The organism is Streptomyces sp. NPDC001816 (genome assembly GCF_042892235.1).
In the GTDB taxonomy this organism is placed as follows: Bacteria; Actinomycetota; Actinomycetes; order Streptomycetales; family Streptomycetaceae; genus Streptomyces.
Map to the genome: position 1 here is coordinate 77,532 of NZ_JBIATY010000005.1, position 21,730 is coordinate 99,261.

The following is a 21,730-nucleotide window of genomic DNA, read 5'->3' on the forward strand; positions in this document are numbered from 1 at the left end:
CCGCCTACTTCCGCATCACGGCGGGTTCGTGCCGGCGCAACAGCCGGGCGACCAGGAGGCCGTAGCCGACGGACAGCACCAGCAGCATGGCGAGGTCCAGCAGCCAGACGCCGGCCGAGTGCCGGAACAGGGGGTCGGCGGTGAGGTCGCCGGGCACGATCCGGGCGAGGTCGACCGTGCCGGCCATGGCGCCGAGCGCCCAGCGGGAGGGCACCAACCAGGACAGTTGTTCGAGGACGGGCACGCCGTGCAGCGGGAGCAGGGCGCCGCAGAAGACGACCTGGACGATGGCCAGCAGCACCAGCAGCGGCATCGTCACCTCCTCCTTGCGCACCAGCGCGGACACCAGCAGGCCGAGCATCATCGCGGTGAAGGCCAGCAGGGCGACGGCGAGGGTGATCTCGGCCAGGGGTGGCAGCAGGACGCCGTGGCCGCCGGGGGCGCCCAGATCGACGCCGAGCAGGGCGACCAGGGTGAGGACGACGGCCTGGACGACCGTGATGGTGCCGAGTACCACGACCTTGGACATCAGGTACGCCGATCTGGGCAGGCCGACGGCGCGTTCGCGCCGGTAGACCACGCGTTCCTTGACGAGTTCGCGCACCGCGTTGGCGGCGCCGATGAGCACGCCGCCGACGCACAGGATGAGCAGCGCGTTCATCGCGGTGTCCTGGGTCAGCTTCCCGCCCGCGAGGGCGCGGTCCATGGCGCCCATCACGAACGGCAGGGCGATCATGACGGCGAGGAAGGTGCGGTCGGCGGCGAGAACGGCGGTGTAGCGGCGGACGAGCGTGCCGAGCTGGGCGCCCCGGCTGCGGGGGCGGGGCGGTGGTGCGGGGGCGAGGGGCGCGGAGTCCGGGCGGCGGGGCTGGGTGGTGGCCTCGGAGACGTAGTGCCGGTGGAAGGGCGAGTCGCGGTACTCCCCGGCCCAGTCCCGGTCCTGGTCGCGGTCGAAGGCCTCGAAGGCCTCCGGCCACTGCTCGAAGCCGAAGAAGGCGAGGGCGTCGTCGGGCATGCCGTAGTACGCGATCCGGCCGCCGGGGGCGAGGACCAGGAGGCGGTCGCAGACGTCCAGGCTGAGGACGCTGTGCGTGACCACGATGACGGTGCGGCCGTCGTCGGCGAGACTGCGCAGCATGTGCATCACCGACCGGTCCATGCCGGGGTCGAGGCCGGAGGTCGGCTCGTCCAGGAACAGCAGCGACGGCTTGGTCAGCAGTTCCAGGGCCACGCTGACCCGCTTGCGCTGCCCGCCGGAGAGGCTGTGCACGGGCTGCTCGGCGCGCTGTTCGAGGCCGAGTTCCCGGATCACCTCGTCCACCCGGGCCAGGCGTTCCGACCTCGCCGTGTCCTCGGGGAAGCGCAGCTCGGCGGCGTAGGACAGGGCGGCGCGCACGGTGAGCTGGGGGTGCAGGATGTCGTCCTGCGGGACCAGGCCGACGCGCCCGCGCAGCTCGGCGTAGTCGTGGTACAGGTCGCGACCGTCGTACAGGACGGTGCCGTGGTCGGCGGGCCGCTGGCCGGTCAGGGCGTGCAGCAGCGTGGACTTTCCGGCGCCGCTCGGTCCGACCACCGCGAGCAGGCACTTCTCCCCCACAGGGAAGGAGACGTGGTCGAGCAGGATCTTGCTGCCGCGGTCGACGGCGACCGTGAGGTCCTGCACGTCGAGGGAGATCTCGCCGCGGTCGACATACTCCTGGAGTTCGTCGCCGACCAGGCAGTACGCCACATGCCCGACGCCGATGATGTCGCCGGGGCCGACCGGGGCGCGGGTGACGGGCCGGCCGTTGAGGTAGGTGCCGTTGTGGCTGCCGAGGTCGACGATCTCGTGGCCGCCGCCGAGGAGGGCGCGCAGTTCGGCATGGTGGCGGGAGACGGTCAGGTCGTCGACGACGAGGTCGTTGCCGTCGGAGCGGCCGATGCGGATGGTGTACGCGGGCAGGGGCCGTACGCTGCTCGGGGTGCGGAAGGTTCCGGTCAGCTCGGGACGCGAGATCCCCGACGGGCGGTCGGTGGCGGGTGCGCGCGGGCCGAGCGGTACGGCTCGGGGGCCGTCGTCGGGGTTGCCGAAGCGGATCACGCTGCCGGGGCGGACGTCCCACTCCCGGATGCGCAGGCCGTCGGCGAAGGTGCCGTTGGTGCTCTGCTCGTCCCTGAGCGTCCAGCCGTCGTGGCCGCAGCTCAGCACGGCGTGGTGCCATGAGACCCGGGCATCGTCGAACACGATGTCGCTCAACGGATCACGTCCGACGTGGTAGTCGTGGCCCGGGCTCATCACCGTGGAGCCCGTGTCGGTCTCCAGAACGAGTTCGAGTGACGTCGGGGCGACCGGCTGCTCCGCCATGGCCAGAATTGTACCGATTCGTTCACATATGCGCCCCTGTGGCTCCGGGGTCTCAGGGCGCGCGGAGCCGCCGTGGCACGTGTCAGGCGACGGGTACGACGAGCGCCGGGAGGGTGCGTTGCATGCGCAGCGCGTCCACGGACTCGGCGAGCAGCTCGTACTCGGTGGTGTCGTCACTGGCGGCGATCCGCACCAGCCGTCCACCGGCCAACTCGTCCGCGACCAGCTCCTGCTGCACGTCGTCGGCGCACCAGGCACGCAGCAGCGCGGGGACGTCGGCCACCGTGTCCGCGACCGGCACGAGCGCCCCCGAGGGGTAGGCGGGGCCCTCCGGACTGGGGTCGAGCCGCTCGGCGATCCAGGACGCCCGGTCCCGCAGCCACCACAGGGCCAGCGCCAGGGTCGGCGCGCGATAGGTGCCGAGCGGTACGCCGATCCGCTGTCCGCCGCACACGCCGTACGCGGTGACATGGCACAGGAACTCGTCGTGCACGATCACTCCCCCGAACGCATAGCTGCGGTGCCGGCCGAACCCTCGCTTTCCGTACGGCTCCCGTGCGGTGAAAGTGCCCCTGAAGTTCGAGTATCGCCACTCCCGAAACACAGTCACCATGACTTTCCGGCCAGTCTCTTGGCATATTCACCGCGCGTTCTGGCTGAAAATGCACCGGCTATGCGCCGGCTGTACAGCGCCTCCGTCATTACCCGGGAGGTAATCGACCCGCCCCCACCGCTCGGGCATGGTGGTCACACCGGATCGACGGAACCCCGGATCCGGCTTCTGACCAGCAGATACGACCTCGATGGAGGCTGATTCGCCATGACCGTGAACACCAACAGTTACGACAGCGCCGTCGCCCGTTACTTCGAGGCCTGGAACGCCACCGAGCCGGAGGCCCTGCAGAAGGCGGTCGCGGCGGCCTGGACCGCGGACGGCAGCTACACCGACCCGCTCGCCGACGTCCGCGGGCACGACCAGATCGCCGCCGTGATCGCCGCGGCCCACGAGCAGTTCCCCGGGTTCGCCTTCCGGCCGCTCGGCGCGGTGGACGGGCACCACGACACCGCGCGGTTCGGCTGGGAGCTGGTGAACGAGGCGGACGGCTCGGCGCCGGTGGCCGGGTTCGACGTGATCACGCTGGACGGCGAGGGCCGGATCCGCCAGGTGCTGGGCTTCCTGGACCGGCTGCCGGGCGCCTGAGGCAGAGACGGCGATGAGTTTTCCCGCTCGCGGCGGTCTGGTGAGGCAGGAAAGGATCACCGCGAGCGGAGACCGTCATGAACGCCAACGGCAGGAACACGGGCACGGCGGGGAAAGTCGACGAGGAACTGGGCGACGGCACCCACAAGCTCCCCGTGAAGGCCGACGTACGCAAAGCGATCGGCAAGGGCGAGGGCGACACGGTGACCGTACGCCTCCAGGAGCGACTGTGACCTCAGCCCTCCCTGATCACGGAGCGGCTCAACTCCTGGCCACCTCCCGTCCCCGGCCGGATCATCGACACTCTGGGAGGTCAGCGAGCGGCTCACGGCCTGACGGTCACTCACCGCCCCGCGTGCTCAGCCCTTCACGATCGCGTCGATCCGCGCCAGTTCCTCGTCCTCGAAGTCCAGGTTGCGGATCGTGCCGACGCTGTCCTCGATCTGCCGCGGGCTGCTCGCTCCGACCAGGGCGGAGGTCACCCGGCCGCCCCGGAGCACCCAGGCCAGGGCCAGCTGGGCCAGGGTCTGGCCGCGGGACTTGGCGATCTCGTCCAGGGCGCGCAGCCGGCCGACCAGGTCCTCGGTGACCGCGTCCGAGTTCAGGAAGGGGCTGTCGCTCGCGGCCCGGGAGTCCTCGGGGATGCCGTCGAGGTAGCGGCCGGTGAGCAGTCCCTGCTCCAGCGGGGAGTAGACGATGGAGCCCACCTGGAGTTCGTCCAGGGCGTCCAGCAGGCCCTCGTCCTCGGGGCGCCGGTCGAGCATCGAGTAGCGCGGCTGGTGGATGAGGAGCGGGGTGCCGAGTTCACCGAGGATGCGGGCGGCCTCGCGGGTCTGCTCCGCCGAGTAGTTGGAGACGCCGACGTAGAGCGCCTTGCCCTGCTGCACCGCGGAGTGCAGGGCGCCCATCGTCTCCTCCAGCGGAGTGTCCGGGTCGAAACGGTGCGAGTAGAAGATGTCGACGTGGTCCAGGCCCATCCGCGTGAGGCTCTGGTCCAGCGAGGACAGCAGGTACTTGCGCGAGCCCCATTCACCGTACGGGCCGGGCCACATGAGGTAGCCGGCCTTGGTGGAGATCACCAGCTCGTCGCGGTACGGCGTGAAGTCGGCCTTCAGGGCCTCGCCGAGCGCGGACTCGGCGGCGCCGGGCGGCGGGCCGTAGTTGTTGGCGAGGTCGAAGTGGGTGACGCCGAGGTCGAAGGCGCGGCGCAGGATGGCGCGCTGGGTCTCGACGGGCCGGTCGGGCCCGAAGTTGTGCCACAGGCCGAGGGACAGCGCCGGGAGCTTCAGGCCGCTGCGTCCGGTGCGCCGGTAGGGCATGTCGGCGTAACGGTCGGGGTGTGCGGTGTACAACGCGCCTCCAGAGGGGTTGGCACAGGTGAGTCCGGTTCCGGGGAACCGGTGTCCACTCTGTCGCGGCCCGCGGGCAGTGGTCCAACAGGAGAATCCGATGGAATTCAGCGGATACGCTTCTGAGTCATGGAACTGCGCCATCTCCAGCACTTCGTCGCGGTCGCCGAGGACCAGCACTTCACCCGGGCCGCCGAACGCCTCATGGTGTCCCAGTCCGGCCTGTCGGCGTCCATCCGGGCGCTGGAGCGGGAGCTGCGGGCGCCGCTGTTCGTCCGCACCACCCGGCGGGTGACGCTCACCGAGGCGGGGCGCGCGCTGCTGGTGGAGGCCGAGCGGATCCTGGCGCAGGTGCGCTCGGCGCACGAGGCGGTGGCGGCGGTGCAGGGCGTGCTGCGCGGCACGCTGGCGCTGGGCACCGAGCAGTGCATCGCCGGGGTGCATGTGGCGCAACTGCTGGCGGGTTTCCGGCGGCGGCATCCGGACGTGGAGATCCGGCTGCGGCAGGCGGGCTCGGGCGCGCTGGCCGAGGAGGTCGCGGCCGGACGGCTGGACCTGGCCTTCGCCTACCGGACCCAGGCGGACGACGACCAGCTGCGCTCGGTGGCGCTGACCAGCGAGCCGATGACGGTCCTGTGCCATCCCGATCACCGGCTCGCCGCGGCCGGCGCGGTGCTGACACTGGACGACCTGGCCCGTGAGGTCTTCGTGGACTTCCACCCGGACTGGGGGCCGCGCCGCACCACGGACTCCGCCTTCGCCGCGGCCGGTGTCCGGCGCACGGTCGCGCTGGAGGTCAACGACGTGCACAGCCTGCTGGACCTGGTCGACGAGAACCTCGGCATCGCCGTCGTACCGCGGCATTTCCGGCACAAGCGGCCCTCGCTGACGGCACTCCCGGTGAAGGGCACGGGCGAGGCGGAGTACGAGACCGTGGCCCTGCTGCCGCCGGAACGGGCGACGAGCCCCGCGGCCCGCGCCCTGGTCACCCTCCTGGAGACCGGCGCCTGACACCGTCCCAGGACGGGCCCCCGGCCTCCTGATCGGACGGCCGAGAACCCGCCCCTCACCGCCGACACCGGGTTCGGGCACGAGGGGCCGGATTCCGCACGCATGACCGCGGGCGATGCGCGATGGTGGACGCATGCATGCGAAGGACATCCTCATCGACGGCTACGGCCGCATCCAGGAAGAAGTCCATGCCGCCCTCGACGGCCTCGGTCCGGACGAACTGCACTCCCGCCCGGCCCCCGACGCCAACTCCGTCGCGTGGCTCGTCTGGCACCTCACCCGGGTGCAGGACGACCACATCGCCGACGCCTTCGACCTCGACCAGGTGTGGCTGACCCAGGACTGGCAGAAGCGCTTCGGCCTCGACCTGCCCCGCCACGACACCGGCTTCGGACACACGCCCGCGAAGGTCGCCAAGGTGCGGGTCGAGTCGGCCGACCTGCTCACCGGGTACTACGACGCCGTGCACGAGCAGACCCTCGGCGCCCTGCGCGAGCTGGCCGCCAAGGATCTCGAACGCGTCGTGGACGAGCGCTGGGATCCCCCGGTCACCCTGGGGGTCCGCCTGGTGAGCGTCCTGTCCGACGACCTTCAGCACATCGGACAGGCCGCCTACCTGCGGGGGCTGCTTCAGAGCGCGGCGGCGTAACCCGGCAGGACCACGTCCTCGATGAGGGCGTTGCGCTCGTCGAACGGGATGAACGCGCTCTTGAGGGCGTTCACGGTCACCGTGCGCAGGTCCTCGACGGTCCAGCCGGCCTCCTCGACCAGCAGGGACATCTCCCGGGTCATCGTCGTGCCGGAGACCAGCCGGTTGTCGGTGTTGAGGGTGACCCGGAAGCCCAGGTCCTTCAGCGCGGTGATGGGGTGCTCGGCGATGGAGGTGGCGCAGCCCGTCTGGAGGTTGGAGGTCGGGCACATCTCCAGGGCGATGCGGCGGTCGCGCACCCAGCCGGCCAGGCGGCCGAGCTTGCCGTCGACGATGTCCTCGGTGAGGCGCACGCCGTGGCCGATGCGCTGGGCGCCGCACACCTGGAGGGCCTGGTGGATGCTGGGCAGGCCGTGCGCCTCGCCGGCGTGGATGGTGAAGGGCACGCTCTCGCGGCGCAGGTGCTCGAAGGCGGCCAGGTGGTCGGCGGGCGGGAAGCCGTCCTCGGCGCCGGCGATGTCGAAGCCGACGACACCGGCGTCGCGGTAGGCGACGGCCAGCTCGGCGGCCTCGCCGACGCGGTCGAACATGCGCATGCCGCACAGCAGGGTGCCGACACGGACGGGCGTACCGGCGGCGGCCGCCTTGGCCATACCGGCGGCGAGGCCCTCCTGGACGGTCTCCACGACCTCGTTCAGCGTGAGCCCGCCCTTGGTGTTCAGCTCGGGCGCGTAGCGCACCTCGGCGTAGACGACACCGTCGGCGGCGAGGTCGAGGACGTACTCCTCGGCGACGCGCAGCAGGCCCTCACGGTTCTGCATGACGGCGAGGGTGTGCTCGAAGGTGGCTATGTAGCGGACCAGGTCGCCGGAGTTGGCGGCCTCGTAGTACCAGGCGGCCAGCTCGTCGGGGTCGGTGGTCGGCAGGGTGTGGCCGACCGCGGCCGCGAGCTCGACGACGGTGGCTGGGCGCAGGCCGCCGTCGAGGTGGTCGTGCAGGACGGCCTTGGGCAGGCGGCGGATCACGTCGGCGTCTACGCGCGTAGCAGTCATGGCGGGTCTTTCCTTGAGCAGGCGGTTCAAAGCAGCGGGAGGAGGGTCAGGCGGCGGGCTGGAGCAGGTCCCAGCGGTTGCCGTAGAGGTCCTGGAAGACGGCGACCGAGCCGTACGGCTCGTGGCGCGGCTCCTCCAGGAAGGTCACGCCGGCGGCGGTCATGCGGGCGTGGTCGCGGGCGAAGTCGTCGGTGTACAGGAAGAACCCGACCCGCCCACCGGTCTGGTCCCCGATCCGGGCGCGCTGGTCCTCGCCCTTGGCGCGGGCGAGCAGCAGGCCGGTGCCGTGGTCGTCCGTACCGGGCTCCACCATGACCCAGCGGGAGCCGTCCGGCCGCGGCGTGTCCTCGACCAGTCGGAATCCGAGGGCCTCGGTGTAGAAGCGGATGGCCTCGTCGTAGTCGTCCACGACGAGGGTGACCAGGGCAACGCGTCGCATCGGGGCCTTCCGGTGAGGGTGGTTAGCGGGTGAGGTTATACGTAAAACTTCGCGGACGCCAGTCACCCGCCGCACGGGTGGGTCCGGCGGTTCGCGAGGAGCGGTGGATCAGGGCTTTTCGTCGCCCTGGGCGACCTCGACCCGGTGGTGGAAGTCGGCCATTCCGGTCACCGCGGCCACACAGGAGACGGCGGCGCAGGCGAGCAGGAGCGCGGCGATGCGCCGACCGGTGCGGTGCACGGTCCGGGGGGCGGCCAGCAGAGCCTGGACGCGCCGGGGGACGGGGCCCGTCGTGGCCGCCGCGGCGAAGTCGGGGCGCTCCGAGCGGGTGGCCTGGCCGGCGAGGGCGGCGCGGGCGATGGCGCGGGCGGTCAGACGCCGGTCGCCCACCGAGGCCGCGGCGGCCTCGTCGGCGGCGCGCTCGGCGGCGAGCCGGATGGTCTCGCGGACCGGGCGCAGGGCGGGATGACAGTGCGCCGCGAGTTCGGCGGCGGCCAGGAAGTAGTGGTGCCCGCCGTCGTTGTGCGCCCGCTCGTGCGCGAACAGCGCCTCGCGCTCTCGGCCGTCGAGGCTGCGCAGCATGGCGGTGGTGACGACGATGCGGTGCGGGCGTCCGGGCAGGGCGTACGCGTCCGGGCAGGGCGAGTCGACCACGCACAGGTCGCCCGCGGCGGGTCCGCGGCCGGCCTCCGTGCGGGCGGCCCGGAAGGCGCGGGTCTGGCGCAGCACCGAGCGGACGAGGCTCCAGCCGCACACGGCGAGGGCGCCGACGGAGGTCGCGGCGGCGGGCAGGACGACGAGGTCCGAGGCGGTGCGCAGCGGGTGGACCAGCTCACCGAGCGCGGCGAACAGCGGCACCTTGAGCAGACCCGTCAGGACGAACGCGCCGAGCGCGGCCAGCGAGCTGCCCGCGAGGACCACCGCACAGGCGGTGATCGCCCACAGCGCGACGGCCGGGACGAGCCGGTCCAGGGCCCGCCGGGCCAGTGCCGGCAGGGCGAACGGCAGCAGCAGCGGCAGCAGGAGCAGTGCGGTCATCAGTCGTCGGACTCGAGCAGGTCCCGCAGGATGCGTTCGTCGTCGGGGCTGAGCTGGGCGACGAAGCGGGCGAGGACGGTTTCGCGGTCGCTGTCCCGGTCGAGTTCGGTGTGCATCCGGCGGGCGGTGAGGCCCTGGGCGTCCTGGAGCGGGAAGTAGGCGTAGCCGCGGCCCTGGCGCTGCCGCTCCACCATGCCCTTGTCGTGCAGGCGGGTGAGGATGGTCGTCACTGTCGTACGCGCGAGGGCCGCGCCGAGGCTCAGCTGGACCTGGCCAGGCGTCTGGGGCGCGCCGGCGGCCCAGAGGGCGGCCATGACGCTCGCTTCGAGCTCACCGGCCGGCCGGCGTTCGTCCTTGGCGTCGGTCATGGGAACGTTCCTCACCCCGTCTTCGTCTGCAGTTCGGAAGACCGTCTACGCCATTGTAGTCAGCCGGGTGCCGTGCTGGGCCGAGCGCCCGCACGCCCATGACGGGAGGGGGCGCCGACGATCTCCGTACGGCTGCGTGCCAGGCCGCCCTCGGATCCTGCTGCCGATGCCGCCCATGGCCTGCTGCGCGGGTGGCGGCGGGGCAGGTGGTGAGCCGGCCGCCCCGGACCGATGGCCCGGCACGGCCGCGCCGGGTGTCAGACGGCCTGAGTGTGCAGAGCGTTCAGCCGCTCCAGCTCCTCCCGGCTGAGCCGCAGGGCGCCCGCGGCGACGTTCTCCGTCAGGTGGTCCGGGTTGCCGGTGCCGGGGATGGCGAGGACGTGCGGGCCCTGGTGAAGGGTCCAGGCGGTGCGGATCTGCGCGGGGCTCACGCCGTGCGCGCGGGCGACGGCGAGGACCTCGTCGTCGTTGCGCGTGCCGGCCGCGCCGCGCTCGGCGCCCTCGCCCGCGACGGCGAAGTAGGGCACGAAGGCGATCCCCCGTTCGCCGCACATCCGCAGGAGTTCGTCGTCCCGCGGGTCCGGGACGTCCAGTGCGTACCGGTTCTGCACGGAGACAACGGGGGCGATCTCCAGCGCCTCGGTCAGGTGCCGGGGTTGGATCGCGGAGATGCCGAGGTGCCGGACCAGGCCGGCCTCGCGCAGTTCGGCGAGGGCACCGAAGTGTTCGGCGATGGAGTCCTGTCCCATCCGGCGCAGATAGACGAGGTCGAGATGGTCCCGGCCGAGCTGGCGCAGGTTCTCCTCGACGTGACCGCGCAGCTGGTCAGGGCGGGCCGAGGTGCCCCACTCTCCGCAATAGTCGCGGAACGGGCCGACCTTGGTCGCGATGACCAGGTCGTCGCCGTACGGCGCGAGGGCGGTGTTGATGAGTTCGTTGGCGGAGCGCAGGGAGGAGAAGTAGAACGCGGCCGTGTCGATGTGGTTCACACCGAGTTCCACGGCCCTGCGCAGGACGGCGATCGAGCGTGCGCGGTCGCTGACGGTGCCGAGATGGAAGGCGGCACTGCCCGTCAGCCGCATGGCACCGAAGCCGATGCGGTGGACGGGCAGGTCGCCGAGCTTGAACGTACCGGAGGCGTCCGCGGTGATCGTTTCAGCGGTCATCGGCGGAGTCTCGCACAGACGCCCCGGAACCGTCCCTTCAGCCCAGCGGCTTGGCCAGCACCGCCTTGCGGTGGCTGAACGTCTCGATCGAGTAGCGCCCGTGGTAGCTGCCCATCCCGCTCTCCCCCACACCGCCGAACGGCAGGTCGGAGACGGTCAGGTGGGCGAGCGGCAGGCCGTAGCCGAGGCCGCCCGAGGAGGTCTCGGCGGCGATGCGCCCGCGCGTCTGCTCGGACTCGGTGAAGACGTAGAGCGCGAGCGGCTTGTCGCGGTCGTTGATGAAGTCGATCGCCGCGTCCAGGCCGGACACGGTGACGATCGGCAGAACGGGGCCGAAGATCTCCTCCTGCATCACCGGGGACTTCGGGTCGACGTCCGCGAGCACGGTCGGCGCGATGTACTTGTCCGTACGGTCGCTGCCGCCGCCGACCGCCACCCGGCCGGAGCCGAGCAGGGCGGAGAGCCGCTCGAAGTGGCGCTCGTTGACGATCCGGCCGTACTCGGGCGAGGCCTGCGGGTCGGCGCCGAAGAGAGCATCGACGGCGCGGACCAGCGCGGTCTCCAGGGCTGCGGCGGTCTCCGGGTCGGTGAGGACGTAGTCGGGGGCGACGCAGGTCTGGCCCGCGTTCAGGAACTTGCCGCGCGCCAGCCGGTCGGCGACCACGTCGAGGTCGGTGCCGCGGTCGACGAACACCGGGGACTTGCCGCCCAGTTCGAGGGTGACCGGGGTGAGGTGCTCGGCGGCGGCGCGCATCACGATGCGGCCGACGGCGCCGTTGCCGGTGTAGAAGATGTGGTCGAAGCGCTCGGCGAGCAGGGCCGTGGTCTCCGGGATGCCGCCCTCGACCACGGCGACGGCGTCGGTGTCGAGATGGGCGGGGATCAGCTCGGCCAGCGCGGCCGAGGTGGCCGGGGCCAGTTCGCTCGGCTTGGCCACGACCGCGTTGCCGGAGGCCAGCGCGCCGACCATGGGGGCGAGCAGGAGCTGGGCCGGGTAGTTCCAGGGGGCGACGACGAGGACGACGCCGAGCGGGTCGTACTGCGTCCAGGCCGTCGCGTCGCCGCCGAGGTGCGCCGGGACGGGCGCGGACTCCGGGCGCAGCCACTCGTCCAGGTGCTCGAGAGTGTGGTCGATCTCCCGGATCGTGAAGTCGATCTCGGTGCGATAGGCCTCGGTGCTGCTCTTGCCCAGGTCGGCGTGGAGGGCGGCGGCGAGGTCCGCGCCGTTCTCCGTGAGCATCGCGCGCAGGCGCCGGAGCTGGGCGGTGCGCCACTCGACGGGCTTGGTGCGGCCGGTGCGGAAGGTGGCGCGCAGCCGGGCCACGACGTCGGCGGGCTGCTCGGAGGTGGAGTGGTTCACGGATGCCTCGCTGGTGGTGCACGGGCGGGTCGGCCCGAGCGTAGGGTCTCGGAAGGTCAGATGTAAATACCAACCTTTCAGGTACCCAAGTAAATTCCACCTGCTGCCGTCGGTGACGAGGGTCACGTCGTCCGATGGTCGAGGTCCCGTCGGCGCCGCTCCAGATGGGCCCGCTCGGCCTCGCTCGCGGCCAGCTCGACGGCTTTCGCGTACTCCGCCGCGGCCTCGGCGGGCCGGTCCAGGCGGCGCAGCAGGTCGGCGCGGACGGCGTGCAGGACGTGGTAGCCGGTGAGGTCGAGGGAGTCGACCAGCGCCAGGGCCTCGGCCGGACCCTCGACCTCCGCCACCGCGACCGCCCGGTTCAGCGCGACGACCGGTGACGGAGCGACGGCCGTCAACTGGTCGTACAGGCGGAGAATCTGGCCCCAGTCGGTGGCGGCGGCGATCGGTGCGTCGCTGTGCACGGCGTTGATCGCGGCCTGGATCTGGTACGGCCCCGGCCGGTCGCGGCGCAGGCAGCGCCGGACCAGGTCCTGGCCCTCGGCGATCAGGCCGCGGTCCCACCGGGCGCGGTCCTGCTCGGGCAGCGGCACCAGGGCGCCGTCCGCGTCCTGCCGGGCCGGCCGGCGCGCCTCGATCAGCAGCATCAGGGCGAGCAGTCCGGTGACCTCGGGTTCGTCCGGCATCAGCTCGGCCAGCAGCCGGCCGAGCCGTACGGCTTCCGCGCACAGGGCGGGATCGCCGGTGTAGCCCTCGTTGAAGATCAGGTAGACGACGGCGAGGACTCCGCCGAGCCGATCGGGCAGGTCGGCGTCGCGGGGCACGCGGTACGGGATGCCCGCGTCGCGGATCTTGGCCTTGGCCCGCACCAGCCGCTGGGCGAGGGTCGGCTCGGGGACCAGGAAGGCGCGGGCGATCTGGGCGGTGCTCAGGCCGCCCAGCAGGCGCAGGGTGAGGGCGACCCGGGACTGCAGGGCGAGCGCGGGATGGCAGCAGGTGAAGATCAGACGGAGCCGGTCGTCGCGCACGGGGCCCTCCTCGGGCGGTGCGTCGGGCGCGTACAGCCGGACGGCCTCGGCGTGTCGGGCGTCCCGGGAGGACTCGCGGCGCAGCCGGTCGACGGCCCGGTTGCGGGCGGTGGTGATGATCCAGCCGGCCGGGCTCGGCGGCACACCGGTCTCCGGCCACTTGCGCACGGCGGTGGCGAAGGCGTCCTGCACCGCTTCCTCGGCGAGGTCGATGTCGCCGAGGAAGCGGACGAGGACGGCGACCGCGCGCCCGCACTCCGCGCGGAAGACGGCCTCGATGCCGGGCGCCTCGGCCATCAGTGCTGGTCCACGAAGGGCCGTACCTCGATGGGCAGGGTGGTCGCCAGGGCTGCCTTGCGTCCCCACTCCAGAGCCTCGTCCAGGTCGGCGGCCCGGATCAGGCAGAGCCCGCCCAGGTACTCCTTGCCCTCTGCGTAGGGCCCGTCGGTGATGAGCACGTCGCCGTCCTTGGGGCGCAGCATGGTGGCGGTCTCGGGGCCGTGCAGGCCACCGGCGAAGACCCAGGCTCCGGCCGCGCGGAGTTCGTCGTTGAAGGCCTCGACGTCGCGCATGATCTCGGCGAGCGCCTCCGGGGCGGGCGGCTGTCCGCCGGCCGGCTGGACCACGCTGAGCAGGTAGTGCTTCATGATGTCCTCCTGCGGTTCCTCCCCGGCGTCTTCCCGCTGCCGGGGGTGTCTGTCACCTCCTACACGAACGGGCGGAGCCCGGATCGACACCGCGCACCACGGATCCGGAAGAAAAAACCGGCAGCGGTCGGTCTTCGGAAGAATCCTCCGCATGACCGACACCGCACATCCGCTCGTCGTCCGCGCCCGGCGGCTCGCCGCCGACCTGCTCCTCCCCGAGGCCGAACGGGTGGACCAGGAGGGCGTCCCCGCGAGCCACATCGAGGCGGTGAAGGAGTCCGGGCTGCTCGGCGTGGTCGCACCCGTCGCCTACGGCGGCGCGGGGGCACCCCCGGCCGTGCTGCGGGAGACCGCGGAGATCCTGGCCGGCGCGTGCTGCTCGACATGGTTCGTGCAGACGCAGCACCACACACCGGTACAGACCCTGGCGAAGAGCGAACTGCCGGTACGCGAGCGCCTGTTGGGCCCTCTGGCCCGCGGCGAGCTGCTGTCCGGGGTGGCGTACGCGCACCTGCGGGCGTATCCGCGCGTCCCGGTGCGGGTGCGGCGGGAGAGCGGCGGCTGGCGGTTCGACGGGACCGTTCCCTGGTACACCGGATGGGGCCTGAACGACGTCATGCTGCTCGCCGGGGTGACCGAGGCGGACGATGCCCTTTTCGCCTTCGTCGAGGCACGCGACCAGCCGGGCCTGCGGGCCTCGCCGCCACTGCGCCTCGCGGCGCTCACCGCCGCCCGCACGGTGTCGCTGGAGCTGGACGGCCTGCGAGTACCCGAGGAGGCGGTGGCCCTGCGGACGCCGTACGAGTCGTGGGCGCCCGGCGACCGGGCCAGAACACTGAACGCCAGTCCCGCGGTCTTCGGCATCGCTCAGGCGGCCCTGTCCTTGCTGGACGAGGAGTCCGCCCGCCCGCTGCGCGCCCGCCTCGCCGCCGTCCGCCGCCACGCCTACGCCCTGGCCGACCACCCGGTGCCGCTGGAGCGGGTCGCGGAACGGCTGGCCGTGCGTGCCGAGGCGTACGACGTCCTTGGTACGGCCACCACGGCGGCGGTGGTGGCGGGGGGCGGCCGCGCGATGTCCCTGACCAGCCCCGCCCAACGACTGGCCCGCGAGGGGCTGTTCCTGCTGGTGCAGGGGCAGACGGCGGAGACTCGGCGGGCGCATTTGCGGGCGCTGGCCGGGGGGTGGGGCGGGGGTGGGGCGTGAGGCCGGGCTGGGCGTGAGGCCGGGCTGGGCGTGAAGCCGAGCGGGGCGTGTTGCCGTGCCGCGTGTGAAGCGAACGGGCGCGTGAAGCGAACGGCGCTTTGCGGCGCGTAAGCCGAGCAGGGCGTGAACCAGGCGCGGCTTGCAGGTGGGCGCCGAGCGCCCCTGCCGGGGGCTTGCACGGCGACGGTGCGAGATGGGGTCGGTGCCCGGGCACACCCGAGGTGGGCGCCCAGGCACACCGACGGAGGCCGTACGCCACAGCCAGTCGGCTCGCGCGTACGCACCGCACGCGGACGGGCCGGCGGCGGCCGCCCGGACAAACCGGCGGAGGCCGTACACCTCAGCGAGCCGGCTCGCGTGTACGCGCCACACGCGGACGGGCCGGCGGCGACCGCCCGGCCACACCCAAGGCGAACGCCCAAGCACACCGACAGACGCCGCGCGCCACAACCACCCGACTCGCGTGCGCGAGCCGGGGTCAGCGGTGGCGCAGTACCCGGCGCGCCACGGCGTGGGTGCCTACCGTGGCGGCCGCGGCGAAGGCGAGGCCCTGGAGTGCGTCGCGCGGGCGGGTGGGGCGGAGGACCCCGGAGCGGCGCAGGCGGCCGCGGGCCCAGAGGGTGAACGGGAGGACGATCAGCGGGGTGGTCACCGAGCCCGGGGTGTAGCCCCGGAACGCGGCCGCCTGGGCCAGGTGCACCACGCCGTGCAGGCCGAAAGCGTTGAGCGCCGTCTGGTAGACGGCGGAGCGGCCGCCGGTGCGGTGCCCGTCGCCGGCGGCCGCCGCGACCACCACCGCCATCGCGGCCACGGCGGTCGTGAACTCGCGGCCGTCCACCGATTCCAGTTGCCGCCACACCGTCTCCGGCACGCGGGGATACCGCTTCCGCAGCTCCGGGACCGCTGTCCGCACCCACCTCGGCACCATGACCAGTTCCTCGGTGTCGTGCACGGCCCAGGCCGCCAGCAGCCCGAAGGTGACGGACGCCCCCACATCCAGCGGTTCTCGTGTCATGAACCCGCAGTCTGCCAGGCGGAGTTGCTCACCTGGTCAGCGCCCAGAGCGTCGCGGCTGCCGCCGTGCAGGGCGAGCATGCGCCGCTGCCCCTCGGACTCGTTGCGGCCCAGACCCGCCTGGACGGACCGTACGGTCTCCGCGTCGAAACCGTCGAGCAGCCGGTTCGCCTCGGCCCAGGCCTGCTCGGAGGTGTCCCGGGTGATGGCGTGCAGCTCGGCGGCATCGTTCAGCAGGGCTGGTATCGACGGGCTGGATCCACCACCGCGGCCGTCTGCTGACGGCGAGCTTCCTCACCAAGACGCTGCACGTCGACTGGCGGGTGGGCGCCCGGTACTTCCTGGAGCTGCTGGTCGACGGCGACGTGGCCACCAGTGAACTGGCAGTGGGTGGCCGGGACGGGCACGGACACCCGCCCCCCACCGCATCCTCAATCCGGTCACGCAGGGCATGCGGTACGCCCCGGACGGTACGTACGTCCGCCGTTGGGTGGAGGAGCTGAGGGGCGTCGAGGGGCACGCGGTGCACGACCCGTGGAAGCTCTGGGGCCCGGAGCGGACGGCCGCCGGTGCGTAACCGGACCCGATGGTCGAACTGGCCGACGGGCTGGCCCGCTTCAAGCGGGCTCGCGGACGTGGCTGAGGACGGTCCGCCCGCTCTGCGGAGCGTTCTACCGTTCCCGGCCCGGTCGGCCGCAGGCCACCGCCAGCGCGTCGAGGGCTTGGGGCAGGCTCGTGGGGCGGAGCATGCCGTGGCCGGCCCGGCCCGCCCAGCCGGGGCCGCCGAGCAGGACCAGCGGCCGCGACCTGGCCCCCTTCACCCCCCACTCCGTGGCCGCGATGTGCTGCGCCAGCGGCAGGCTCGCCGTGGAGCGGGCCTGCGCCCACAGCACCACGGCGGCCGGGCCCAGGCGCCGTACCGCCGCCGCGAGCGCCTCCGCGGGGACGGCGGCGCCGAACATCCTTGTGGCGATGCCGAGTTGGCTCAGTCCGGCGTTGAGCGCCTCCAGGGGCAGGGTGTGCTGTTCGCCGGGCACGCAGGCCAGCAGGACCGGGCCCGCCGGCGTGGGACCGGCGGACGCTACGGGCGGCCGGGTGTGCCGGCGCAGGGTGGTGGAGACGTGCCAGGACAGCAGGTGCTCCACCTCCACATAGCGGTCTCCGGACGTGGCCCACTTGCGGCCCACGGCATGCAGGGTGGGCACCATGACCTCCTGCCAGGCGTGGATGAGGCCGAACCCGGCCACGGCGGTGGCCAGCCGCTCCTCCATCGCCGGCGCGTCCAGCCGTACCGCCGCGCGGGCCAGGCCACGGCGCTCCTGGCGCACCTCGCCCAAGGGCGGCGCGGCGGCCGTGAGGGGGCGCGCGGTCGCAGGTCCGCCGGTGGTCTCCTCGTCCTGGGCCGCGGGGGGCCGGGGCCCGCCCACGGAGGCCTCGTTCCGCGCGGCCCGGGCCGCCTCGGCAGGGGGCACACCGGCCGAGGTCAGCCGGCACATCGCCTCCAGCACGGCGACGTCCCGGGGCGACCAGCGCCGGTGCCGGCCCGCCACGCGCTCGGCGGGGCCGATGCCGTAGCGGCGTTCCCAGGAGCGCAGGGTGGTGGGTGAGACCCCGAGCCGACGGGCGAGGGCACCCGTGGTCAGCACCACCTCGGCCGCCGCTGTGTCCGGGGCGGACGGGCCGTCTCCGACGTGCTTTCCGTCCACACCGTGACTATACGATGCAGAATCGATGCGGGTTGAGGTCATGGATCCCGCGCTCCGAGGATGACGGCACCGTCTCGTCCGAGGAGCCGTGATCATGCAGCACCACGTCGAGGAACGCCACAGCGACGCGGAGTCGGCACGGAGCCTGCCTACGGGCGACGACGCCTGCCTGGCCGCGATACACCGGCGCTGGTCCGCCCTCGTGTACGGCCTGGCGCGGCGTTCGCTGGGCGATGCCTGGGTGGCGGAGGACGTAGCCCAGCAGGTGTTCCTCGGGGTGTGGCGGGGCGGCGCGGATACCGGCCCGAGCACGGTCCGCCGGCCGGCTGGATCGTCTGCATCACCCGGCGCAGGATCGCCGACGCCCTGTCCGCGCGGGCCCGGCGGGCGTCGCTGGTCGCGGCCGCGGGCTCGGCCCTCGTACTCAACGGCACAGCCGAGCCGGGCCCCGAGGCGGCGCGGCACCGTGAAGAGCCACGCCCGGCGCGGCCTGTACCGGCTACGGCGGCTGCTCGGGCCGCTCCGGGCCGGAGCGGACGCCGGAGTTTTCGATGCGTAAACGGTGCGGTGTGCAGGAGATCGCCGCTGAGGCGCCGCTCCACTCGGTCGACCCCGGAGAGAGTCGGCGCTCTTCGGGGGCTCTCCTTCGCCCCGGGCCGCACGGCCAAAGCTGCGCACCGACCTCTACACATAAAGGGCGAATAAGAGGAAACTAGGTACGCGGCGCTTACCGCACACCGCACCAGAGGCGGTCGGGCCCGCAAGTCAAGAAGGAGACGAGTCATGGCCAACGTCTCGCACAGGGGTGACATGACAACCCACCCCGATATCTCCGAAATGCGGGCCCGGTACGCCCGCATGCTCGGTGGTCGTGATGTGGCGCTGGTGGACGGGCCGGTGTTCCTGCTCGGTCTGTACTGCGCGGCATCTCCGTGGATCCTTCACTACACGACAAGCCAGCCGGCGCTCGCCACCCACAACCTGATCGTGGGCATCGCCATAGGCCTGCTGGCCCTGGGGTTCACCACGGCCCCCGAGCGGATGTACGGCCTCAGCTGGGCCATGTGCGCCTTGGGTGTCTGGATGATCGTCGCGCCGTGGATCGTGGGCAGCAGCCCGGACACCGGCGTGATCCTCAACAACATCATCATCGGCGCCCTGGCCTTCGTTCTCGGCCTGATGTGTGCCGGTACGGCTGCGAAGAGCGTCCCCAAGCCATAAGGACAAGACACGAGGAAGGGAGGACCACGTCGAAGGAAGTGAAGGCCACAAAAGGAAGACGGGGCCGGTCCGCCCGGGCGGACCGGCTTCCGTCTGCCCGCACCTCATGGCGGTGACGTCGGTGCGGCGCACGGCTGTTGGAGTCAGGCCCCCGCCGGCTGACCGTCCGGCAACGGTGCGGCGGCCAGGTACTCCTCGCTGATCTCCCGCTCCCCGAACGGCCACACCTTCTCCAGCCGTGCCCAGATCAGGAAGGCGACGCAGCCGAGGACCAGCCAGGCCAGGGACCACTCGACGGGGTGACGGCCCGGGGAGTTCTTGTCGGCATAGGCGTAGATCACGCACCAGCCGGCGAAGGCGATGACGCTGGGGAGCGGGTAGAGCCACATGCGGTACGGGCGGCGCAGGGTCGGCTGCCGCTTGCGCAGGACGGAGAGGGCGATGATCTGGGCCAGCGCCTGGACGATCACCATCACCGTGGTGAGCAGCTGGATGAGCGTGGCGAGGTCGGTGTGGCGGCCGATCAGGAAGCCGACGGCGGTGATCACGCCCATGGTCGCAAGGCCCAGCATCGGGAAGCGGTGCTTGGGGTGCAGCTTCTCGTACGGGCGGAAGAAGACCCGGTCGCGGGCCGCGTCGTAGGGGACGCGGGAGCCGCCGAGCAGGCCGGTGAAGACCGAGGCGAAGGCCGTGATCAGGATGAGGACGGTCACCGTGTCGGCGGCACCCTTGCCCCAGGTCTCCTCCAGCACCGCGGAGGCCACGGAGGTGGAGGCGATGTCCTTCGGGTCGGTCATGCGCTGCCAGTCGAGGACGCCGAGCGTACCGATCTGCAGGAGCAGGTAGATCGCCATGATGCCGAGGATCGAGAAGAGGATGGAGCGCGGCAGGATGCGGCCGGGGTCCTTGATCTCGGCGCCCATGTAGGCGGTGGTGTTGTAGCCGAGATAGTCGTAGATGCCGATGGTCAGGCCCGCGGCGAAGCCGAGCCAGAAGTGGTTCGAGGTGAGGTCGAAGGCGTGCGCCCGGTAGGTGAAGGCCCGGTGCGGGCTGAAGTCCGTGGCCGCGGCGACGATCACCAGGAGGACCGAGGCGATCATCACGGTCCACATCACGGCGGTGATGCGGGCGATGTGCTCGATGCCGCGCCAGAGCAGCAGCACGACGAGGGCGATGACGCCGAGGCCGATCAGGTCGCCCGAGGTCCGGCCGAGGTCGGGGGCGAGGTAGCCCAGGTACTGGACGAAGCCGACCACGCCGGTGGACATGATCAGCGGGATGAAGAGCATCGCCGTCCACACGAACAGGAACGGCATCAGCCGGCCGGTGCGGTACTGGAAGGCCTGGCGGAGGTAGACGTAACTGCCGCCGGAGCCGGGCATGGCGGCGCCCAGCTCGGCCCACACCAGCCCGTCGCAGAGGGCCAGCACGGCGCCCGCGACGAATCCGATGACCGCCTGGGGGCCGCCGAACGCGGCGACCATCAGCGGGATCGTCACGAACGGGCCGATGCCGCACATCTGGCTCATATTGATGGCCGTGGCCTGGAACAGGCCGACACGGCGGACGAAGCCACCCGAGGGTGGCGGGCTACCGGACATGGGGGCTCCTGACGCGAGGCACGGAGAGGGGTCTGCCGGAGGAGGCGGGATGGCCGATAAAGTTAAGGAGCCTTACTAGATACGTCAAGCATGCGTCAGTAATACGTGAGAATGGTGCGATGGCCGCCAGCGACGCCGTAGAGCAGCACGAACAGCCGTGGAGCCGTCGACGGCTGCGCAGCGCCAACGAGCGGCTGCTCCTCGACCGGCTGCGCCATGTCGGCGCCGCCTCACGTGCCCAGCTGGCCCGGGAGACCGGCCTGTCCAAGCCGACGGTGTCCAGCGCGCTCGCCTCGCTGGAGGCGGCCGGACTCGTGCACGAGGTCGGCACCCATGCTCCCGAGCGCGGGCGCGTCGCCGTGCTGTACGCACCCGACCCGGCCGCCGGTTACGCGCTCGGCGTCGACATAGGCCGCAGCTGGCTGCGGGTCGCGCTGGCCGACCTGGACGGCACGGTGGTCGCCCGGTCCGATGTGCGCAACCCCGCCCGCGGCGCGGACGCCCTCGCCGACCTGGTCGTGGGCACCGCCCGCCAAGTCGTCGCCAACTCCGGGGTGGACCCGGCGGAGGTGGTGCACGGCGTGGTCGGCACGCCCGGGGTCTACGACGCGAAGCAGCGGCGGGTGCGGTACGCGATGCATCTGCCGGGCTGGGGCCGCGCGGGGCTGCTCGACCGTCTGCGCGGGGAGCTGGGGATACCGCTGGAGGTGCACAACGACGCCAACCTGGCCGCCCTCGGCGAGTACACCTACGGGGTCGGCGCGGGCAGCCGGCTGTTCGCGTACATCCTGATCGGCACCGGCCTCGGCATGGGAGTCGTCAGCGAGGGACGGCTGTTCACGGGGGCGCACGGGCTGGCCGGGGAGATCGGGTTCCTGCCGTGGCCCGGCCGGCAGAAGCCGGAGCGGCTGGAGGACGCGGTGTCGGGGGTGGCCGTCGTGGAGGCGGCGCGGCACTTCGGGATGCGCGGGCAGCTCACGGCGAAGGCCGTGTTCGACGCGGCCCGGCAGGGCAACACGGCCGCGGTGCAGGCGGTACAGCTGGAGGGCGAGCGGATAGCGCACACCGTGGCGGCCGCGGCCGCGGTGCTCGACCCGGACCTCGTCGTGCTCGGCGGCGGCGTGGGCCACAGCGTGGACCTGCTGCTGCGACCGGTCCGGGAGCATCTGCGCACGCTGACTCCGCTGCGGCCGAAGCTCGCACCCAGCCGACTGGGTGAGGACGCGGTCCTGTTGGGCGCGGTGGCGACGGCTCTGGGCACGGCGCGGGAGATGGTGTTCGAGCACAGGACGGCCGCGCCCTGAGCATCTGCCGCCGCGGCCACGGTGATTG

Annotated in this window: 21 protein-coding genes and 3 pseudogenes; 9 read left to right on the top strand and 15 right to left on the bottom strand. The window is 72.4% G+C overall.

The genetic code is table 11. From position 1 onward, the window contains the following. Positions 1-4 precede the first annotated feature (4 nt). On the bottom strand, positions 5-2,344 hold the full coding sequence (locus ACFYZZ_RS19195) for an FHA domain-containing protein (RefSeq protein WP_389177025.1): 2,340 nt from the start codon (positions 2,342-2,344) through the stop codon (positions 5-7). Positions 2,345-2,426: 82 nt separating this feature from the next. Further along, a complete protein-coding gene (locus tag ACFYZZ_RS19200; RefSeq protein ID WP_389177027.1) occupies positions 2,427-2,837 on the bottom strand; it encodes a hypothetical protein in 411 nt (136 codons plus the stop codon). A 327-nt stretch (positions 2,838-3,164) separates the two neighbouring features. Between ACFYZZ_RS19200 and ACFYZZ_RS19205 the strand changes: the two genes are divergently transcribed. Continuing rightward, entirely contained in the window at positions 3,165-3,545 is a 381-nt protein-coding gene (locus ACFYZZ_RS19205; protein ID WP_094221750.1) for a nuclear transport factor 2 family protein, read from the top strand. A gap of 128 nt (positions 3,546-3,673) precedes the next feature. Next, positions 3,674-3,778 (top strand): annotated as a pseudogene (locus ACFYZZ_RS19210) (DUF1905 domain-containing protein); the annotation flags it as partial. A 126-nt stretch (positions 3,779-3,904) separates the two neighbouring features. Here ACFYZZ_RS19210 and mgrA read toward each other — a convergent pair. Next, positions 3,905-4,897: an L-glyceraldehyde 3-phosphate reductase gene (gene mgrA / locus ACFYZZ_RS19215; protein ID WP_389177029.1), complete on the bottom strand. Its 993-nt coding sequence runs from the start codon at positions 4,895-4,897 to the stop codon at positions 3,905-3,907. 126 nt (positions 4,898-5,023) lie between these two features. Between mgrA and ACFYZZ_RS19220 the strand changes: the two genes are divergently transcribed. Further along, a complete protein-coding gene (locus ACFYZZ_RS19220; protein WP_389177031.1) occupies positions 5,024-5,905 on the top strand; it encodes a LysR substrate-binding domain-containing protein in 882 nt (293 codons plus the stop codon). Between the two features lie 133 nt (positions 5,906-6,038). Continuing rightward, positions 6,039-6,554, top strand: a complete 516-nt coding sequence (locus tag ACFYZZ_RS19225) for a DUF664 domain-containing protein (protein ID WP_389177033.1) — start codon at positions 6,039-6,041, stop codon at positions 6,552-6,554. Here the strand turns inward: ACFYZZ_RS19225 and ACFYZZ_RS19230 are convergent. From ACFYZZ_RS19230 to ACFYZZ_RS19265, 8 genes are all read right to left on the bottom strand, one after another. Next, entirely contained in the window at positions 6,536-7,606 is a 1,071-nt protein-coding gene (locus tag ACFYZZ_RS19230) for an adenosine deaminase (protein WP_389177035.1), read from the bottom strand. The two genes, ACFYZZ_RS19225 and ACFYZZ_RS19230, sit on opposite strands and share 19 nt — an antisense overlap. Positions 7,607-7,652: 46 nt before the next feature. Next, positions 7,653-8,045 (bottom strand): VOC family protein, encoded by a 393-nt coding sequence (locus ACFYZZ_RS19235; protein WP_389177037.1) that lies wholly within the window; start codon positions 8,043-8,045, stop codon positions 7,653-7,655. A 108-nt stretch (positions 8,046-8,153) separates the two neighbouring features. Beyond that, entirely contained in the window at positions 8,154-9,083 is a 930-nt protein-coding gene (locus tag ACFYZZ_RS19240; protein ID WP_389177039.1) for a M48 family metalloprotease, read from the bottom strand. Further along, entirely contained in the window at positions 9,083-9,451 is a 369-nt protein-coding gene (locus tag ACFYZZ_RS19245) for a BlaI/MecI/CopY family transcriptional regulator (RefSeq protein WP_389177041.1), read from the bottom strand. The genes ACFYZZ_RS19240 and ACFYZZ_RS19245 overlap by 1 nt, the downstream gene beginning before the upstream one ends. 257 nt (positions 9,452-9,708) lie before the next feature. Then, on the bottom strand, positions 9,709-10,617 hold the full coding sequence (locus ACFYZZ_RS19250; RefSeq protein WP_389177043.1) for an aldo/keto reductase: 909 nt from the start codon (positions 10,615-10,617) through the stop codon (positions 9,709-9,711). Positions 10,618-10,654: 37 nt separating this feature from the next. Beyond that, positions 10,655-11,977, bottom strand: a complete 1,323-nt coding sequence (locus tag ACFYZZ_RS19255; protein ID WP_389177045.1) for an aldehyde dehydrogenase family protein — start codon at positions 11,975-11,977, stop codon at positions 10,655-10,657. Between the two features lie 122 nt (positions 11,978-12,099). After that, positions 12,100-13,302, bottom strand: coding sequence for an RNA polymerase sigma factor (locus tag ACFYZZ_RS19260; RefSeq protein WP_389177047.1), 1,203 nt, complete (start codon positions 13,300-13,302; stop codon positions 12,100-12,102). Next, positions 13,302-13,652, bottom strand: coding sequence for a YciI family protein (locus tag ACFYZZ_RS19265; protein WP_389177049.1), 351 nt, complete (start codon positions 13,650-13,652; stop codon positions 13,302-13,304). Before ACFYZZ_RS19265 ends, ACFYZZ_RS19260 begins: the two co-directional genes overlap by 1 nt. A gap of 151 nt (positions 13,653-13,803) precedes the next feature. Between ACFYZZ_RS19265 and ACFYZZ_RS19270 the strand changes: the two genes are divergently transcribed. Continuing rightward, the gene (locus tag ACFYZZ_RS19270; RefSeq protein ID WP_389177051.1) at positions 13,804-14,856 is read left to right on the top strand and encodes an acyl-CoA dehydrogenase family protein; all 1,053 of its coding nucleotides are present in this window, start codon (positions 13,804-13,806) and stop codon (positions 14,854-14,856) included. A 478-nt stretch (positions 14,857-15,334) separates the two neighbouring features. On the opposite strand, the gene ACFYZZ_RS19275 is transcribed toward ACFYZZ_RS19270, so the two are convergent. Next, positions 15,335-15,871: an HXXEE domain-containing protein gene (locus ACFYZZ_RS19275; protein ID WP_389177053.1), complete on the bottom strand. Its 537-nt coding sequence runs from the start codon at positions 15,869-15,871 to the stop codon at positions 15,335-15,337. A 2-nt stretch (positions 15,872-15,873) separates the two neighbouring features. Beyond that, positions 15,874-16,086, bottom strand: a pseudogene (locus ACFYZZ_RS19280) (alkanesulfonate monooxygenase); the annotation flags it as partial. Positions 16,087-16,121: 35 nt separating this feature from the next. Here ACFYZZ_RS19280 and ACFYZZ_RS19285 point away from each other — a divergent pair. Then, positions 16,122-16,513 (top strand): annotated as a pseudogene (locus ACFYZZ_RS19285) (FAD-binding domain-containing protein); the annotation flags it as partial. A gap of 28 nt (positions 16,514-16,541) precedes the next feature. Here the strand turns inward: ACFYZZ_RS19285 and ACFYZZ_RS19290 are convergent. Beyond that, positions 16,542-17,576: a MerR family transcriptional regulator gene (locus ACFYZZ_RS19290; RefSeq protein ID WP_389177055.1), complete on the bottom strand. Its 1,035-nt coding sequence runs from the start codon at positions 17,574-17,576 to the stop codon at positions 16,542-16,544. Between the two features lie 94 nt (positions 17,577-17,670). Between ACFYZZ_RS19290 and ACFYZZ_RS19295 the strand changes: the two genes are divergently transcribed. Both ACFYZZ_RS19295 and ACFYZZ_RS19300 read left to right on the top strand, forming a co-directional pair. After that, on the top strand, positions 17,671-18,135 hold the full coding sequence (locus tag ACFYZZ_RS19295) for a sigma factor (RefSeq protein WP_389177057.1): 465 nt from the start codon (positions 17,671-17,673) through the stop codon (positions 18,133-18,135). A 224-nt stretch (positions 18,136-18,359) separates the two neighbouring features. Continuing rightward, the gene (locus ACFYZZ_RS19300) at positions 18,360-18,797 is read left to right on the top strand and encodes an SPW repeat protein (protein ID WP_389177059.1); all 438 of its coding nucleotides are present in this window, start codon (positions 18,360-18,362) and stop codon (positions 18,795-18,797) included. Positions 18,798-18,940: 143 nt separating this feature from the next. Here ACFYZZ_RS19300 and ACFYZZ_RS19305 read toward each other — a convergent pair whose 3' ends face one another. After that, complete coding sequence (locus ACFYZZ_RS19305; protein ID WP_389177061.1) at positions 18,941-20,398, bottom strand: APC family permease; 1,458 nt, start codon at positions 20,396-20,398, stop codon at positions 18,941-18,943. Positions 20,399-20,517: 119 nt separating this feature from the next. Here ACFYZZ_RS19305 and ACFYZZ_RS19310 point away from each other — a divergent pair, with 119 nt between their 5' ends. Then, positions 20,518-21,702 (top strand): ROK family protein, encoded by a 1,185-nt coding sequence (locus tag ACFYZZ_RS19310; RefSeq protein WP_389177063.1) that lies wholly within the window; start codon positions 20,518-20,520, stop codon positions 21,700-21,702. Positions 21,703-21,730 lie beyond the last annotated feature (28 nt).